The sequence below is a fragment of the Bacillus carboniphilus genome (assembly GCF_020524035.2).
Taxonomy (GTDB): Bacteria; Bacillota; Bacilli; order Bacillales; family JAIVKR01; genus Bacillus_CC.
The window spans coordinates 1,161,920-1,176,892 of record NZ_CP129013.1 but is presented as its reverse complement, the minus strand read 5'-3'; the positions used below and the strand labels follow the sequence as shown (position 1 = coordinate 1,176,892).

At 34.4% G+C, this 14,973-nt stretch carries 18 protein-coding genes and 3 pseudogenes; 15 read left to right on the top strand and 6 right to left on the bottom strand.

Going from position 1 to position 14,973, the window contains the following annotated elements; genetic code table 11:
* Nucleotides 1-50 precede the first annotated feature (50 nt).
* The 3 genes from LC087_RS05970 to LC087_RS05960 all read left to right on the top strand — a co-directional run bounded on the left by LC087_RS05970 (nucleotide 51) and on the right by LC087_RS05960 (nucleotide 1,567).
* Nucleotides 51-179, top strand: a complete 129-nt coding sequence (locus LC087_RS05970; RefSeq protein ID WP_264189760.1) for a hypothetical protein — start codon at nucleotides 51-53, stop codon at nucleotides 177-179.
* A 201-nt stretch (nucleotides 180-380) separates the two neighbouring features.
* Nucleotides 381-1,277, top strand: coding sequence for a 5'-3' exonuclease (locus LC087_RS05965; RefSeq protein WP_306020326.1), 897 nt, complete (start codon nucleotides 381-383; stop codon nucleotides 1,275-1,277).
* Between the two features lie 95 nt (nucleotides 1,278-1,372).
* Nucleotides 1,373-1,567: a zinc-finger domain-containing protein gene (locus tag LC087_RS05960; RefSeq protein ID WP_226538496.1), complete on the top strand. Its 195-nt coding sequence runs from the start codon at nucleotides 1,373-1,375 to the stop codon at nucleotides 1,565-1,567.
* A 9-nt stretch (nucleotides 1,568-1,576) separates the two neighbouring features.
* Here LC087_RS05960 and LC087_RS05955 read toward each other — a convergent pair whose 3' ends face one another.
* Entirely contained in the window at nucleotides 1,577-1,849 is a 273-nt protein-coding gene (locus LC087_RS05955; RefSeq protein WP_226538495.1) for a DUF2564 family protein, read from the bottom strand.
* A gap of 131 nt (nucleotides 1,850-1,980) precedes the next feature.
* On the bottom strand, nucleotides 1,981-2,184 hold the full coding sequence (gene cspD, locus LC087_RS05950; protein WP_226538494.1) for a cold-shock protein CspD: 204 nt from the start codon (nucleotides 2,182-2,184) through the stop codon (nucleotides 1,981-1,983).
* Between the two features lie 242 nt (nucleotides 2,185-2,426).
* On the opposite strand from cspD, the gene LC087_RS05945 reads away from it, so the two are divergent.
* Nucleotides 2,427-3,104, top strand: a complete 678-nt coding sequence (locus LC087_RS05945; protein ID WP_226538493.1) for a class I SAM-dependent methyltransferase — start codon at nucleotides 2,427-2,429, stop codon at nucleotides 3,102-3,104.
* Between the two features lie 233 nt (nucleotides 3,105-3,337).
* Here LC087_RS05945 and LC087_RS05940 read toward each other — a convergent pair whose 3' ends face one another.
* Together LC087_RS05940 and metA are read right to left on the bottom strand one after the other, a co-directional pair.
* On the bottom strand, nucleotides 3,338-4,480 hold the full coding sequence (locus LC087_RS05940) for a diglucosyl diacylglycerol synthase (protein ID WP_226538492.1): 1,143 nt from the start codon (nucleotides 4,478-4,480) through the stop codon (nucleotides 3,338-3,340).
* A 118-nt stretch (nucleotides 4,481-4,598) separates the two neighbouring features.
* Nucleotides 4,599-5,507 (bottom strand): homoserine O-acetyltransferase MetA, encoded by a 909-nt coding sequence (metA, locus tag LC087_RS05935; RefSeq protein ID WP_226538491.1) that lies wholly within the window; start codon nucleotides 5,505-5,507, stop codon nucleotides 4,599-4,601.
* Nucleotides 5,508-5,675: 168 nt separating this feature from the next.
* Here metA and LC087_RS05930 point away from each other — a divergent pair.
* The 6 genes and pseudogenes from LC087_RS05930 (at nucleotide 5,676) to LC087_RS05915 (ending at nucleotide 10,238) form a co-directional block, all read left to right on the top strand.
* Nucleotides 5,676-6,168 (top strand): annotated as a pseudogene (locus LC087_RS05930) (glutathione peroxidase).
* A 64-nt stretch (nucleotides 6,169-6,232) separates the two neighbouring features.
* Nucleotides 6,233-6,364, top strand: coding sequence for a hypothetical protein (locus LC087_RS19610; RefSeq protein WP_371932652.1), 132 nt, complete (start codon nucleotides 6,233-6,235; stop codon nucleotides 6,362-6,364).
* Nucleotides 6,318-6,730: pseudogene (locus LC087_RS19605) on the top strand (virulence factor); the annotation flags it as partial. The gene LC087_RS19610 and the pseudogene LC087_RS19605, both read left to right, overlap by 47 nt.
* A gap of 6 nt (nucleotides 6,731-6,736) precedes the next feature.
* Complete coding sequence (locus LC087_RS19600) at nucleotides 6,737-7,342, top strand: HEAT repeat domain-containing protein (RefSeq protein WP_371932686.1); 606 nt, start codon at nucleotides 6,737-6,739, stop codon at nucleotides 7,340-7,342.
* 278 nt (nucleotides 7,343-7,620) lie between these two features.
* Entirely contained in the window at nucleotides 7,621-9,294 is a 1,674-nt protein-coding gene (gene ilvD / locus LC087_RS05920) for a dihydroxy-acid dehydratase (protein WP_226538488.1), read from the top strand.
* Nucleotides 9,295-9,803: 509 nt separating this feature from the next.
* On the top strand, nucleotides 9,804-10,238 hold the full coding sequence (locus tag LC087_RS05915) for a BrxA/BrxB family bacilliredoxin (protein ID WP_226538487.1): 435 nt from the start codon (nucleotides 9,804-9,806) through the stop codon (nucleotides 10,236-10,238).
* A 52-nt stretch (nucleotides 10,239-10,290) separates the two neighbouring features.
* On the opposite strand, the gene LC087_RS05910 is transcribed toward LC087_RS05915, so the two are convergent.
* The gene (locus LC087_RS05910; RefSeq protein WP_226538486.1) at nucleotides 10,291-10,677 is read right to left on the bottom strand and encodes a DUF4181 domain-containing protein; all 387 of its coding nucleotides are present in this window, start codon (nucleotides 10,675-10,677) and stop codon (nucleotides 10,291-10,293) included.
* A gap of 385 nt (nucleotides 10,678-11,062) precedes the next feature.
* Here LC087_RS05910 and LC087_RS05905 point away from each other — a divergent pair, with 385 nt between their 5' ends.
* The 4 genes from LC087_RS05905 to LC087_RS05890 all read left to right on the top strand — a co-directional run bounded on the left by LC087_RS05905 (nucleotide 11,063) and on the right by LC087_RS05890 (nucleotide 13,944).
* Nucleotides 11,063-11,656, top strand: a complete 594-nt coding sequence (locus LC087_RS05905) for a YpjP family protein (RefSeq protein ID WP_226538485.1) — start codon at nucleotides 11,063-11,065, stop codon at nucleotides 11,654-11,656.
* Nucleotides 11,657-11,766: 110 nt separating this feature from the next.
* Nucleotides 11,767-12,561 carry a thymidylate synthase gene (locus LC087_RS05900; RefSeq protein WP_226538484.1) on the top strand — a complete coding sequence of 265 codons (795 nt, stop codon included), beginning with the start codon at nucleotides 11,767-11,769 and terminating at the stop codon, nucleotides 12,559-12,561.
* Nucleotides 12,558-13,046, top strand: coding sequence for a dihydrofolate reductase (locus tag LC087_RS05895; protein WP_226538483.1), 489 nt, complete (start codon nucleotides 12,558-12,560; stop codon nucleotides 13,044-13,046). Before LC087_RS05900 ends, LC087_RS05895 begins: the two co-directional genes overlap by 4 nt.
* Nucleotides 13,047-13,212: 166 nt before the next feature.
* Complete coding sequence (locus tag LC087_RS05890; RefSeq protein ID WP_226538482.1) at nucleotides 13,213-13,944, top strand: lysophospholipid acyltransferase family protein; 732 nt, start codon at nucleotides 13,213-13,215, stop codon at nucleotides 13,942-13,944.
* A gap of 113 nt (nucleotides 13,945-14,057) precedes the next feature.
* Here LC087_RS05890 and trhA read toward each other — a convergent pair.
* Nucleotides 14,058-14,691: pseudogene (gene trhA / locus LC087_RS05885) on the bottom strand (PAQR family membrane homeostasis protein TrhA).
* Between trhA and LC087_RS05880 the strand changes: the two are divergent.
* A complete protein-coding gene (locus LC087_RS05880; protein WP_264189759.1) occupies nucleotides 14,692-14,826 on the top strand; it encodes a hypothetical protein in 135 nt (44 codons plus the stop codon).
* Nucleotides 14,827-14,973 lie beyond the last annotated feature (147 nt).

Here is a 14,973-nt window from a genome sequence, read left to right as displayed (position 1 = left end):
AGTAGCCCTTTCTTGGACGAACACCTTTATGATGAAGGAGGAATTAAGAAATGGGCAGAACAAAAAATGCCAATGCTAACGCGAAACGAAATAATAATGTAAAAGGAAAAGATGATAACAGTTTTGTTTCATATGCAGAAGTAGAGGCGAGTAAGTTATCGAATTCAAAGAAAAAATAGCACAATAAGAATCTGTAAAATCGCCAAACAACACGTTGGCGATTTTACAATTTTTATCAATTTGTTTCGTTTATTAAGCATGAACAAGAGCCAGATTATATATACATAAACATAACAAGATGCTATCATGAGTGATATCGACAAGGTTCGGGCATATATGTTAAACATACATGCCGTGATAAAAGTAAGGAGTTATTTATTATGAAACAAGATACATTATTACTAATTGACGGTTTCAATTTGTTAAGTAGGGGTTATTTTGCAACTGCTTATAATAAAACAGAAGATCAAATACAAAAATCAAGTAAAGGCCAATATACGAATGCATTAAGAATATTTTTTCAAAAATTATTTAATTTAATAAATGATCATGGAATTACTCATCTTGCTGTTGCATGGGATGTAAAGAGAGAAGACACAAGTAGAAGACAAAAGTATGATTTTTATAAGGCTTCGCGAAATGAACTACCGTTACCTCTTATACAACAATATGAAACGCTAAAAGAAGTTCTTAATATGATCGGAATAAAACAATTAGAAATGTCACCATATGAAGCGGATGACATAATTGGCACTCTTTCAACAAAATGGACAAAAGAAACACAAGGTAGTTGTTTAATCTATAGTAACGATAAAGATCTCCTTCAGCTTCTTAATCAACAGACGTCACAAATCATTGCGAAAAAGAAAGAAGAGATTATATACACAATTAATCACTTTAAAAGTGAATATGGAATAGACTCAAAGCAATGGATTGATGTGAAGGCATTATTGGGTGATAAGAGTGATAACATCCCCGGATGTCCTGGAGTTGGTGAAAAGTCAGCTCTCCCTCTAGTACAAGAGTATCATTCGGTAGAAGAGCTTTTTGAAAAAATTGATCAATTAGATAAAAAATATAACCGGTATAAGAAGAAATTAACAGAAGGAAGAGAATCGGTCTTTATTAGTAAAGAATTAGCGACAATATTCTGTGAGATTACCGATTTTGACATGTTAAACTTTCAAGAATTGAAGTTAGCCCTTAGTCAAGATCACATATTAGCAGTAATGGAGGAGTTAGAATTAAAAATTAAGCTTAACTTAAAAGCTGTTTAGGATAAGCCAACTGAAATTAAACAAAATTGAGTTGATTTACTATTAGCATTTTCACATATACTACGATTATGGAGGTTTGTATTGGAGATGAATTTATGGAAAAAAAGCAAGTAATTGAGACTGTGACAAAGTTGATGGATGATTATTGTACAGATTGCTTCTTAAAAAAACATTTTAAAAAAGAGTTTGGCAAAACGTATGCCCACTCTTTTTGTATAAATAAGTGTACGGTAGGACAGAAAGTGAAACATTATGGAAGCTATCTTCAAAGTAAAGAAGGGAACAGTTAAGTTCCCTTCTTACTTAAAAGAAGTGTTCAATTGATGTTGACATTCATTTATTTTTTTTAGTTGTTCATTTAATAATTGCTCGTTATGTTCTTCTCTAGAGGATTTTACCTTCTCATATTGCACGATTGCATCGGAAACAGCTTGTTTTGCATTTTTCTTAACCTCTTCATTTAATTGCATCGTGGCACTACTTGTTATTTTTTGAGCCGCTTTAACAGCTAAATCAAGTTGCTCTTCATCACTTAAGCCACTAATTAACCCTTGATGATTAATTTTATCCATTAACTACACCTCCTCCTCTTTTTATTATCTTTTTTATATGTACTTACTATTCAAGTGTTCTAAAGTAGCGGTTTTCAATACAAAAAAGAGACTGCGAAAAGCAGTCTCTTTCAAATCTATATAGGTATATGTTAGATTTTAGAAACATTAGCAGCTTGAGGTCCACGGTTTCCTTCAACAATTTCAAAAGAAACTTCTTGACCTTCTTCTAATGATTTAAATCCTTCTTCTTGAATAGCTGTGAAGTGAACGAATACATCGTCTCCTCCTTCAACCTCGATGAAGCCAAATCCCTTTTCATTATTGAACCATTTTACTTTTCCAGTTTGTTGCATGCTTAATTATCCTCCTAATACTTGCACAGTCGTGCTTAACATATTTATCATTTAACATTAATATGGTCTACTAGCCGCATATTAATGTTAAATGATAATTCAACTATACACGACTAAAAGAAAAGAAGTCAAGGATACACAACAATAAATGTGAAAAGTTTGGTAATTAATTTAGGTTAAATTGGTATAATGAATGTGGGTTCTGAAGGAATAATTCTAGATTTTTATTTAGGAGGAATAGGATGAGTGAAAATTGGTCTAAACGTTCAGAGAAAAAATGGGATGAGACGGCAAAAGATTGGAATGAATCGAGCCGAACTATGTGGGATAACGGAAGTAGAAAAGATATCATTCCCTTTTTTACACAGCATATAAAATCACCTTGTGAAGTATTAGATGTTGGCTGTGGAGATGGGTATGGATCGCAAAAACTAATGGAGCAAGGTTTTAAAGTACATGGTGTTGACCTTTCTCACGAAATGATAAAAATTGCAAGAAATAGGAAGGGTGTAAATTTATCCTTTCAACAAGCAAATATGATGGATTTACCATATGAAAATCAACAGTTTGATGCGTTGATGGTTATTAATGCTATAGAATGGACAGAACATCCATTAGCGGCTTTAAAAGAATTAAAAAGAGTAGTTAAAGTGGGTGGTTTTTTATTAATAGGAATTTTAGGACCCACTGCTCATCCTAGAACTTATAGTTTTCCAAGGTTACACAATGAGGAATCTATTTGTAATACGATGATGCCATGGGAATTTGAGAGGTTGGCTTTAGAAAATAATTGGACAGTAGTGGACGGAAAGGGAGTGTATAGAAAAGGAGTGTCAAACCAAAATTTTGATTCTTTACCAAATGATTTAAAACAGGCTTTATCATTCATGTGGTTGTATATGTTAAAAAGAAAAGGGTAACATAAAAGGAGCATTATCTACGAAACAGAAGATAATGCTCCTTTTTTTACAGAGTAAGAAAGTATAAATAGGTCCTTATTTAGCTGGCGGTTTATATTCTTGTCTAGCTCCATTGCCCAGCAACTCCGACGCACACGATGTGTTAGCGCAGGCGTTAGTCACAGGACGTGACTGTACTTAGTTGACTTTCCTCACCCTTCGTTGCTAAACGAGCGCTTGCGCTTTTCTTAACTTCAAGAATGTAAATAAAGCTCTTGACGATAAATCTTCTCTGATTCTTCAAGGATGTCATTTATAATCGTTTCAGTTGCATTAGGATTAAACAGGGTATGAATGTTGTTTTTCATTGTATTAATTAATGTTGGACTTGTTAATAGTTGATCAACGGCCTCGTAAATTTCATCTATTTTATTGACGATAAAAGCAGCACCCTTTTCTTCAAAATATAAAGCATTTTCTTTCTCTTGACCCGGTACTGGCTTGAATAAAATAAGAGGAACCTTTAAAGCTGAGGCCTCCATTAGTGTAATTCCACCAGGCTTTGTAATCATACAGTCAGAGATTCTAAAAAGTTCATCAATGCTTTCAACATATCCAAGTACTTTTACTCTCTCTTGAGATTGTTGTTCAATATGGGTCAGAGAATCTTTTAAATAGTGGTTGTTTCCACATACAACAACCGTTTGTAAATGATCGTAGGATGAAAATGTTTTACAAAGGTCTTCAACATTTTTTAATACTCCGTGTGCTCCTGCCATAATCAATAATATTTTCTTATTGGGATCTAAGTTATATTTTTTATGCAAAGATTGAATATTTCTTTCTTTTTCAAACTGAGGACGAATAGGTATTCCAGTAACTTTTATATTAGATGGAAGAGTACCAGTTTCCATTAGTCTTTCTTTTACATTTGAACTCGCAACGTAATATTTATCAATGTTTTCATGAATCCATATTTTATGTAAACAAAAATCTGTCATGACATTAAAAGTTGGAATGACGACACCTGTTCTTCTTCTATATTCTGGTACTACAATCATTGGAAACGTATTGATAATGATGTCCGGTTTCTCTTTTTGTATGATTTGATGAAGCTTCTTATTGCCCATTTTAAAATATAGATTCATCATTCGCTTATTATAAATTTTATCAACACCGTAATAAAATAAACGATAAAATTGTTTTCCAATTGAAAAGCTCTTCAAATACAGAAAACGAGTGATATCAGCAATTAAAGGGTGTGATTCACCATACAAATCTGATACAATAACATCAATTCCCGAATTTTTACAATGTTTTTCGAGACTGTTGGCTACTTGAATATGCCCGTTTCCATAATTAGCAGTTAAGATTAATATTTTTGGTTTCTTTTTCAATGTCCATCTCACCTCAACCTAATAAGACAACAAGATTCGGGTAAATACTTCCATTAAACATAATAACATAAAAGTAATCAATTTTTGTTAAGAAATTCTTACAGTATATAAATTATTTTTATGACCACTTGAAAGGGGTAATTTGATAGACAAAGTAATTTAGCCAATTCGAAAAAAGTAAGTATCCATGTGATTTCCAAGTGAAAATAGGCCTATGATTTGCGTTATCTTGAGGGAAATAGTTTTTCGGAATGGTTGGGTGTAATTTTCTTTTTTTATCCCTTTCATACTCTTCCTTTAACGTTAGAAGGTCATATTCGGGATGATAAGGTAAAAAAATAAATTTTTTATCTTTAGAAAGGATTAATCCTATTCCGGCTTTTTCAGATTTAGAAAGGATGGTTAAGTCTTCATTGTTGGTGATGTCCTCTTCTTTTATATAAGTATGACATGAGTGAGGTGAGAAGTATTCCTCATCAAATCCTTTAACTAAATCTTCCTTATGGGTAAGTACTTTATATTGATAGATACCAGAGCACTTCTGTGGCAAATCATATTTGTTAATGCCATAATGATAATAAAGGCTCGCCTGTGCACCCCAACAAATGTGAAGAGTGGATGTTACGTTCTTTTTAGACCAACTCATTATTTCACAAAGTTCTGTCCAGTAAGTAACTTCTTCAAAAGGCAGCTGCTCAACAGGTGCACCTGTGATGATCATCCCGTCATATTTTTTTTTAAAAACGTGATCGAAGGTAGTATAAAACTGTTCTAGATGCTTCATTGAAGTCGTTTTTGGTGAGTAGTTTTTTGGTCTTAAAAGTGTAATTTGGATCTGTAAAGGAGAGTTGCTGAGTAATCTAAGTAATTGAGTTTCCGTTTTTTGTTTCTCAGGCATTAAGTTTAAAATTATAATGTTTAGAGGACGAATATCTTGACGGAATGCCCTCTCTTCATCCATAATAAACACGCCTTCATCTTGTAATATTTTTCTTGCGGGTAAACTTTTAGGGATGTTAATTGGCATTATAGTAATCCCCCCATAATATTAAAATTTAATACCGTTATTTACATAAATAAAGATGTTATCATACATTCTACAACATTTTATCTTAAATTCAATAAGAGTATGGAAATTCTTAAATTAACCTTCAATAAATTAGCATGCATACTTTAATTAGAAGGAGAATAAGTGATGAACGTATATGATTATAATGTGAAGACCATTGATGGAAAAGAAACAACACTAGCCTCATTTAAGGGACAAGTATTGTTAATAGTAAATGTTGCAAGTCAATGCGGCTATACTCCTCAATACAAAGATCTTCAAGAGCTGTATCAAACGTACCATCAGCAAGGCTTTTCTGTACTGGCTTTTCCTTGTAACCAGTTTAATAATCAAGAACCAGGAAACGAACAGGAGATTAAGCAATTTTGTGAATACAAATACGGTGTGACATTTCCTATGTTTGCAAAAGTGGATGTTAATGAACCTAATCCTCATCCGTTATTTGAATTTTTATCTAACCAAGCTCTCTGGTATTTCAGGTGAGACAAAAATAAAGTGGAATTTCACTAAATTTTTAATATCAAAAAAAGGTCGAGTCATAGAACGATTTTCGCCTCAAATTAATCCAAAAGAATTAACGAAAGATATTGAACATTATTTAAAAACGGAAGTGATATAGTCGTATTAATTTTTACTGAGATGAGGCTATGTTAGAATAGTTTTAATGTAAGGAGGATGATTAAATGAATATACGATCAATCGAGCCAACTCCAAGTCCTAATACGATGAAAATTATTTTAGACCAAGAACTGCCAATGGGAAGTAGTCATAACTATCAAAAAAAAAGATATAGAAAATGCTCCAGAACAGATTAAAAATATTTTACAAATAGAAGGGATAAAAGGAGTTTATCATGTTGCTGATTTTTTAGCTGTGGAAAGAAATGCTAAGTATGAATGGCAGCAGCTGCTGACTCAAGTTAGAAATCTATTTGGTGAGAAAATAACGGAAAATAATACGAATCAATTAATAGAAGATTTTGGAGAGAATAAAGTTTTTGTGCAAATGTACAATGGTATTCCTATGCAAGTCAAAGTAACAAGTGGAGATGAAGATAAGCGCTTTTCACTTCCTGACCGTTTTCAAGAAGCAATTTTTTCTATGCAAACGAAAGATAGCAATGTTGTATTAGAACGGAGTGGAAAGAACAAGGAGTGCGTTATGGGGATGTTGAAGAGATTGGGAAAATGGTAGTTGAAGAGTTAGCCGCTGCCTATAGTAAAGAACGTCTGCAACGACTACTTGAGCCCAATACGAAAAGAAAAGAACAGGCAAGGCCAACATACAAGGTTACAAAGGAAATGTTGTCAGACTCTGACTGGCGTGTTCGCTATGCTCATTTAGAACAAATGGATCCAAGTGAAGAAGATCTTGAAGTCTTAAAAATAGCTTTAAATGATGAGAAGGTATCGATTAGAAGGTTAGCAACCGTTTATTTAGGGATGATTGAACAACCGATTGTATTACCTTTACTGTATAAAGCGTTGAAAGATCGAGCAGTAACAGTAAGAAGGACGGCAGGTGATTGTTTATCTGACTTAGGAGATAAACAGGCAATTCCAGCAATGGTGGAAGCTTTAGAAGATCCAAATAAGCTCGTAAGATGGAGAGCAGCGATGTTCTTATATGAAGAAGGAGATGAATCTGCTCTAACAGCTTTAAAGAAAGCAGAAAACGACAAAGAATTTGAAGTGAAAATGCAAGTGAAAATGGCGATTGAACGAATTGAAAAAGGGGAAGAAGCAAGAGGGTCTATTTGGAAACAGATGACAGAACTAAGAGGGAATAAATGATAAGTGTAGGGGTCTAATTCCTTGGAATTAGGCTTTTTTCTATTTGGAGAAAGCTATAAAAAACTTTATAGGGTAATTCCTTACAGTTCATAAAAAACTATTAGTATTTATAAGAAATACAGGTGAACTTTTGACTCTCAAGAAAAGATGATAATCTTGGTTAATATCGACCTTCTAAATGTTATTACTTTTATTACTATCGAAATCTTCAAAAAAGATTGAAAAAAAACATTTTTTCATCTATATTTATAAAAATACTTACTTGGGAGATGTTTAAAATGGATATTCGTCATAAAAGTAAAGCGATCAGTGATGACAGAAAAAGAGCGCCAAACAGGGCGATGTTAAGAGCAGTAGGACTGTCAGATGAAGATTTTAAGAAACCTATGATAGGGGTGGCGAGTACTTGGAGTGAAGTAACTCCTTGTAATATTCATATCGACCGACTGGCTGATAAAGCAAAGGAAGGTGCTAAACAAGAAGGGGCAGCTAGTCTGATTTTTAATACAATTACTGTTTCAGATGGAATTTCTATGGGAACAGAAGGGATGAGATACTCTTTACCAAGTCGAGAAGTGATTGCGGATTCAATTGAAACTGTAGTTAGTGCAGAGTCAATGGATTCATTCGTTGCGATTGGTGGGTGCGATAAAAATATGCCAGGTTGTCTCATTTCAATCGCTCGAATGAATTTGCCGGCCATATTTTTATACGGTGGGACCATTAAACCAGGGAAACTAAATGGCAAAGATATTGATATAGTTTCGGCGTTTGAAGCAGTCGGAAAACATAATAGTGGAGAAATAACGGAACATGAACTTCGTGAAATTGAATGCAAGGCTTGTCCAGGGCCAGGTTCTTGTGGAGGGATGTATACAGCGAATACGATGGCTTCTGCAATTGAGGCAATGGGAATGAGCTTGCCGGGAAGTTCTTCTAATCCCGCGGAGTCTAGTTTAAAGATGGAGGATGCGATTCAATCAGGTAGGGCCGTTTATAAACTACTAAACGAAGGTATTCTACCGAAAGATATTCTCACTCAGAAAGCATTTGAAAATGCAATAACAGTTGTTATGGCTCTAGGTGGTTCAACAAATGCTATATTGCACCTGATGGCAATTGCCCATGCAGCTAATATAGACCTTAGTCTAGAAGATTTTAATCGCCTGCAAAAGATAGTCCCTCATATTGCAAATCTAAAACCTAGCGGTCAATATGTTATGCAAGATTTACACGAGCAAGGTGGCGTACCATCAGTCATGAAATTATTACTTAGTGAAGGGTTATTACATGGAGATTGCTTGACGGTTACCGGGAAAACTATAAAAGAAAATCTTAATGATTGGCCTAATTTAATTGAGAATCAACAAGTTGTTTATCCAATAGCAACCCCCTTAAGAAAAGATGGTCCTTTAGTTGTCTTAAAAGGTAGTTTAGCTCCAAGTGGGGCTGTAGCGAAAGTGTCCGGATTGAAAACGACCGAACTGACAGGTCCGGCGAAAGTGTTTAACAATGAGACAGAAGCTACTGAAGCTGTGTTAAATGGAGAGATAGTAGAAGGGGATGTATTAATCATTCGTTATGAAGGGCCGAAAGGAGGACCTGGGATGCCTGAAATGTTATCGATCTCAGCCATTCTTGTAGGAAAAGGGTTAGGAGATAAAGTGGCCCTTTTAACAGATGGGAGGTTTTCAGGGGGAACGCACGGACTTGTTGTTGGTCATATTGCACCTGAAGCCCAACAGGGAGGACCGATCGCCCTTGTTAAAAATGGCGATATCATTTCAGTTGATAGTAAACAAAAACGTCTTGACCTTCATGTTTCAGAAGAGGAACTGCTTGAACGAAAACGTAACTGGACAGCTCCCAATCTTGTGAGCAGAGGACTGTTAGCTAAATATGCAAGAAGTGTCACGTGTTCATCGAAAGGTGCTGTGACTGATGATTATTAAAGATTTGTTGTAGAGGTTGTTCAAAAAGTCCCAAAAAAATGTCGGTTGAATAACTTTGTTGGTTTGCTTTTCCGCTCCTTCGACGCCCAGGACGGGCTAGCGCAGGCGTTGCTCTCGCGACGTGGCTGTACTTAGCCTGTGTTCCTTAAGCAGACCGCCTCGTTCTTGTCTAGCTTCAGCCCTTACATCCTCGAGGTCATAAGTCAAACATTTAGTGAAGGAACACCTTCACGTTATGTTCGCCTTATGCTGGTCGGATGTGAGCAAAGGGCTTCAGCTTTTCTATTCAGCGTCCTTTTTTCCCTACTTTTTGAACACGCACTTGTAGTGTCTTAAGTTTTGTTGAAAAAGACAACTATGCTAAAATGTAGTACAGTGTTTGAATAGATGGTCAATTTTTTTTAGCACCTATTAGAATATCTTTACTAGAAGAGAATATAAATAAATGAAAGTAGAATAGGGTGCATTTTTTAAAAATCTTTTTTTGTTATAATTAAGGAGTGATTATTTTGTCAATGGCATATGAAGAATATATGAAACAAATGGTGAAACCAATGAGAGAAGAACTAACGAGCAATGGATTCCAAGAGTTGCAAACACTAGACGAAGTTAACTCTTTCTTTGAAAATGTTCAAGGTACAACCTTTGTTTTTATTAATTCTGTTTGTGGTTGTGCGGCCGGATTAGCAAGACCAGCAGCTGTTGAGGCTATAACAAAAACAGAAAAGAAGCCAGATCATACCGTTACGGTTTTTGCGGGTCAAGATCGTGAGGCGACAGCGAAAATGCGTGAATATTTCTTAGGTTATGAGCCATCCTCACCATCAATGGCCTTATTAAAAGACAAAGAGGTTGTCCATTTTATTCATCGACATGAAATTGAAGGGAACACACTAGAAGGAATTGTTGATAATTTACTAGGGGCATTCTCTAAGAACTGTTAAGATACTTGGTGAAGAACCACCTCTTCTTATGCGAGGTGGTTCTTTTGTCTAATTAAAAAATGGTCATTAAAATATAGAAAAGTGGTAACATTAAAGTATATGAAAAAGCATCCAACCACATTAAGTAGTAAGCTTTTTCATCTTTATGATAAACCCATTCCTCGAATCCATGGAGAACGCTTCTTAAAAAGAAAAAGCAAAAAATAGGGATTATGATATGATCAACATTTAACATTGCGACTATAATATAGGTAATGAAAGATACGATTAAGATGGAAAGGTCCGCATATTTAAATATACTGCCCCTATATTGATCAAGGTCTATTAATTTCTTTTTCTTTTTCGTAATGTTATATTTCTTTTTTAGTTTTCTTCGATATATTTCAAATATTATTCCTATTATAAGTACTATTCCTAAAGAATATATAATTGTCTCCATAATAAAACTCCAATCACTTCTTATAGAGTCTATTTTAAAAATGAAAAAGACCCAGTAACATTTTTTACTGTGCCTTTTTTTACAACGCTAAACGGTTGCTTCCGCTTTTCTTTTTAATCTGTCACCGTTAAGTAAATAAAGTAAGAAAGGGTAGCGAAGCTTGCGACAATCAATGCAGTTTCATACATGAAAAAACCCCCTATCAATAGTTTGAAAAGTTGATTCTGCTGTATTTATTTTACCCAATATTTAGAGAGAATGAAACCTTTTTTCGATAAAGGTTGTGAGTTCATAATACGATCATAAAAGTAGTAAAATGAGAGATTCAAACGAATAGAATAATGTGATAGAATAATAGTATCTTTTTTTGAATGGGATTGGTACGATGAAAACATGGCTCCGTAAACCTTTATTTGTCCTTTTTTCAATTGTCACTTTCGGGATGATCTCACCGCCACCTGCGCTAACAATCGATACAAGTACGGATAATTCACAAAAGAATACCGTTAAACAACCTTATGAATCGTTTGATTTGGAGGAGTATTCCTCCTCTTGGAGTAGCGGAACTAACGAAGAAGATGACTGGGTATCTACTACAGTTGAGAATTTTGAAGAGCAAGCTCACATTAAGTTTGGTGAAAGAATTTCTCCCGTAATTGAAGAGGAATTTCAGGATTTGATTGTCCCTCAAGTAGAGGAAGTATTGAACACATACTATAATCAATATCAAGAAAAGTTTACTTATGTTGCCTTTTCACAAAAGCCTAGTGGTGGAACTGGAGAAAAAATTTTTCATATTTATGATATGAAAACTGGAGAAGATTTACTAAGGTTTCATGTACGAAGAGAACACCCACCTTTAGAAGGATACTGGTTTGAATTTCATTACCATACGTTTGAAGACCAGTTTAATCAACATTATTCTTTAGGAAAGATTTATTGGGATGAGAATATTCCACCGAATTGGATGCAACATTAACCATGTTTTAAACGAATGTAAAATGAAAGAAGCTGTTGGAGATCGTGCACATTTCCTTTTTTACATGCTTCTTTTTTTTGTGAAATAATATTTTTAAGGATGTGAATGAAGTGGAACAATATTTAACACTATGCAAACATGTTTTGGAAAATGGGATAGAAAAACAAGATCGAACTGGAACAGGAACAATTAGTATTTTTGGACATCAAATGAGGTTTGATCTATCCAAAGGTTTTCCTTTAATAACGACAAAAAAAGTTCATTTGAAATCAATTATCCATGAGCTATTATGGTTTTTAAAAGGAGACACGAATGTTGAATATTTACAAGAACATGGTGTGCGGATTTGGAACGAGTGGGCAGATGAAGAAGGAGATTTAGGTCCTGTATATGGCAAACAGTGGCGTTCATGGGCTACAAAAAACAATGGAACGATTGATCAAATTAGTCAAGTGATTGAACAAATAAAAGAAAATCCAGATTCTAGAAGGTTAATTGTGAATTCATGGAATGTAGGAGAATTAGAGGAAATGGCACTGCCACCTTGTCATTGCTTTTTTCAATTTTATGTTGTGGATGGAAAACTATCATGTCAACTTTATCAGCGTTCGGCGGACTTGTTTTTAGGAGTACCGTTTAACATTGCCTCATATGCTTTATTAACAAAGATGGTTGCACATGTTTGTGGTTTGAAAGAGGGCGAATTTGTTCACACTTTTGGTGATGTCCATATTTATAAAAATCATCTAGATCAAGTGAAACTGCAACTAACGCGAGACCCAAAACCTTTGCCTATTATGGAACTAAATAAAGAAGTAAAATCAATTTTTGATTTCCAATTTGAAGACTTTCAACTGAAAGGTTATGATCCCCACCCATTAATAAAAGGGGCTGTAAGTGTATGATATCATTAATACTGGCTATGGATGAGAACCGTTTAATAGGGAAAGACAATGGGTTACCTTGGTATTTACCGAATGATCTAAAATATTTCAAAAAAGTGACAATGAATCATATAGTGGTGATGGGACGTAAGACATTCCAATCTATAGGTAAACCGTTGCCTGGACGAAAAAATATTGTGATTACGAGAAATTCATCCTTTCAAGCAGAAGGTTGTGAAGTCATTCATGCTTTAGATGAACTAGAGAAGATTAATGATGAAGAAATATTTGTTATTGGTGGGTCGCAAGTTTATAAAGAGATGCTCCCCTTTGCAGATAAATTATATATAACGAAAATTAACGCTACCTTTGAAGGAGATTCATACTTTCCACCAATTAATGAAAATGAATGGACATTAGTTTCCTCTGAAAAAGGGGTTGTAGATGAGCGTAATTTATACAATCATCAGTTTTTAGTATATAAGAGGTTGTTTAAAAAGTCCTAAAAAAATGTCGGCTGAATAACTTTGTTGGTTTGCTTTTCCGCTCCTCATGTACCAAGAACGTACACTGTGAGTGCTCAAAGCTACACCGCCTCGTTCTTCAGCGTCCTTTTTTCCCTACTTTTTAAACCGCACTATAAGAGGAACAGAACATAAAGAGGTGGACTTTTTGATTAGGACAGTATTTACTTTTTTTTATATTATGTTTTATTTAATCTTTGTAACTCCTAAACTTTTAAAAGTAAGGAGAATAAATCAATCCATACCAGTTGATAAGCACGATCAAATGGTTCATGAACATACAAAAAAGTTTGCGCAAAGTGTATTAAAATTTACAGGTTCGAATGTATTGGTTAGAGGAGAAAGGAAAATACCAGAAGGCCCCGTGATTATTATCAGTAATCATGACGGACATTTTGACATCCCTGTTTTATTAGGATATGTAAATAAGCCAGCAGGATTCTTTTCAAAGGAATCTGTTAAAAAGTTGCCACTTGTTTACCAATGGATGGAGGCAATGAACTGTATATTTGTTGATCGGAAAAACATGAGAAAAGCTGTTCGGTCTTTGAATGATGCGATTGAATCTTTAAAAGCTGGTCACTCGATGATTATTTTCCCTGAAGGGACGAGAAGTAAGGGTAAAGGGGTAGGGAAGTTTGAAACAGGTGCTTTTCGAATGGCTAAAAAAGCGAATGTTCCCATTCTCCCTGTCGCGTTAAAGGGGACATATGATATGTTTGAAAAAAATCAAGGATGGAAGTTGTATAAGATTAAGCCAACCACTATTCAATTAGAAATAGGGACACCAATTATGCTAGATGTGATGTCAGAGAAAACAATCGGTGAAATTAGCGATATCACAAAAGGTAGAATTGAGCAGATGTTAAATAACTTTTAACACTCCCGAGCTACTAAGTTTTATACGATATCAAAAAAGGCATCTTCGATATGAGGAAGATGCCTTTTTTACAAAAATCATGCGTGGTTAAAGGTGCCCTTGCGCTTTTCTTCTTAAACATAAAAATATACACAAAAGAACATAAACGTACTTCCAACTAAAACGAAAAGGTGCCATACTGCATGGTGATAAGGAAAGGCACGCCAAACATAAAATATAGAGCCAAGCGTATAAAATATACCTCCTGCTAACATATACATAAAACCATTTAAACCAATCTCTTGTACAATCGGTCTTACTGCAAAGATAATAAGCCAGCCCATTACTACGTAAAGAATAGTAGAGACGATAACGAATTTTTTAACAAAAAACACCTTGAAAACAATCCCTGAAATGGTAAGACCCCAGACGATACCAAATAACGTCCAACCTAATGGTCCTTGTAAGGTAATTAATGTGAAAGGAGTATAAGTACCAGCAATTAAAATATAAATTGCCGAGTGATCGAGTATCTCGAAAACCGCCCTCGCTTTTTTTATAAGGAATGCTGTGTAATAGTGTAGAAAACAAATACAGTAATAACATGGAAATGCCGAATATCATAAACGACGTAATATACCAAGGATCTTCTTTTTGTACGCCATTTATTATTAACAAAACTAGGGCAGGGACACTAAGAATGACCCCTATCCCATGAGTGATTGCATTAGCTACCTCTTCTTTAATAGTAAATTGGTGAGCTGCCAAATGAAAAACCTCCAAATGAAAAAAACAATTGTTGAATTAACATCTTTATTATTGATTCATTATACCAAAGTGAAAGAAAACATTGAAGACGGTTTACTTAAATTTAAAAATGTGACTAGGTTAGTGACATCGTAAATTGAAACTCTATTTTAGACTTCTCTTTAGAGAATGCCGTTTCCATAATAGTAAAAATGGTATCACTTTCATAGGTAGAAATGTTAAAATGGACACACTAGAAGATTTATTTAAGGTAATGTTCAAACTCTTTATTTTAGAGTTATA

What these genes read in the sequence shown, in the direction of transcription:
- LC087_RS05905 (WP_226538485.1), top strand. Translation starts at nt 11,063, where the DNA reads ATGAAAACATGGCTCCGTAAACCTTTATTTGTCCTTTTTTCAATTGTC.
- LC087_RS05945 (WP_226538493.1), top strand. Translation starts at nt 2,427, where the DNA reads ATGAGTGAAAATTGGTCTAAACGTTCAGAGAAAAAATGGGATGAGACG.
- LC087_RS05955 (WP_226538495.1), bottom strand. Translation starts at nt 1,849, where the DNA reads ATGGATAAAATTAATCATCAAGGGTTAATTAGTGGCTTAAGTGATGAA.
- ilvD (WP_226538488.1), top strand. Translation starts at nt 7,621, where the DNA reads ATGGATATTCGTCATAAAAGTAAAGCGATCAGTGATGACAGAAAAAGA.
- LC087_RS05910 (WP_226538486.1), bottom strand. Translation starts at nt 10,677, where the DNA reads ATGGAGACAATTATATATTCTTTAGGAATAGTACTTATAATAGGAATA.
- LC087_RS05965 (WP_306020326.1), top strand. Translation starts at nt 381, where the DNA reads ATGAAACAAGATACATTATTACTAATTGACGGTTTCAATTTGTTAAGT.
- LC087_RS05960 (WP_226538496.1), top strand. Translation starts at nt 1,373, where the DNA reads ATGGAAAAAAAGCAAGTAATTGAGACTGTGACAAAGTTGATGGATGAT.
- metA (WP_226538491.1), bottom strand. Translation starts at nt 5,507, where the DNA reads ATGCCAATTAACATCCCTAAAAGTTTACCCGCAAGAAAAATATTACAA.
- LC087_RS05880 (WP_264189759.1), top strand. Translation starts at nt 14,692, where the DNA reads ATGAAAAACCTCCAAATGAAAAAAACAATTGTTGAATTAACATCTTTA.
- LC087_RS19610 (WP_371932652.1), top strand. Translation starts at nt 6,233, where the DNA reads ATGAATATACGATCAATCGAGCCAACTCCAAGTCCTAATACGATGAAA.
- LC087_RS05970 (WP_264189760.1), top strand. Translation starts at nt 51, where the DNA reads ATGGGCAGAACAAAAAATGCCAATGCTAACGCGAAACGAAATAATAAT.
- LC087_RS05895 (WP_226538483.1), top strand. Translation starts at nt 12,558, where the DNA reads ATGATATCATTAATACTGGCTATGGATGAGAACCGTTTAATAGGGAAA.
- cspD (WP_226538494.1), bottom strand. Translation starts at nt 2,184, where the DNA reads ATGCAACAAACTGGAAAAGTAAAATGGTTCAATAATGAAAAGGGATTT.
- LC087_RS19600 (WP_371932686.1), top strand. Translation starts at nt 6,737, where the DNA reads ATGGTAGTTGAAGAGTTAGCCGCTGCCTATAGTAAAGAACGTCTGCAA.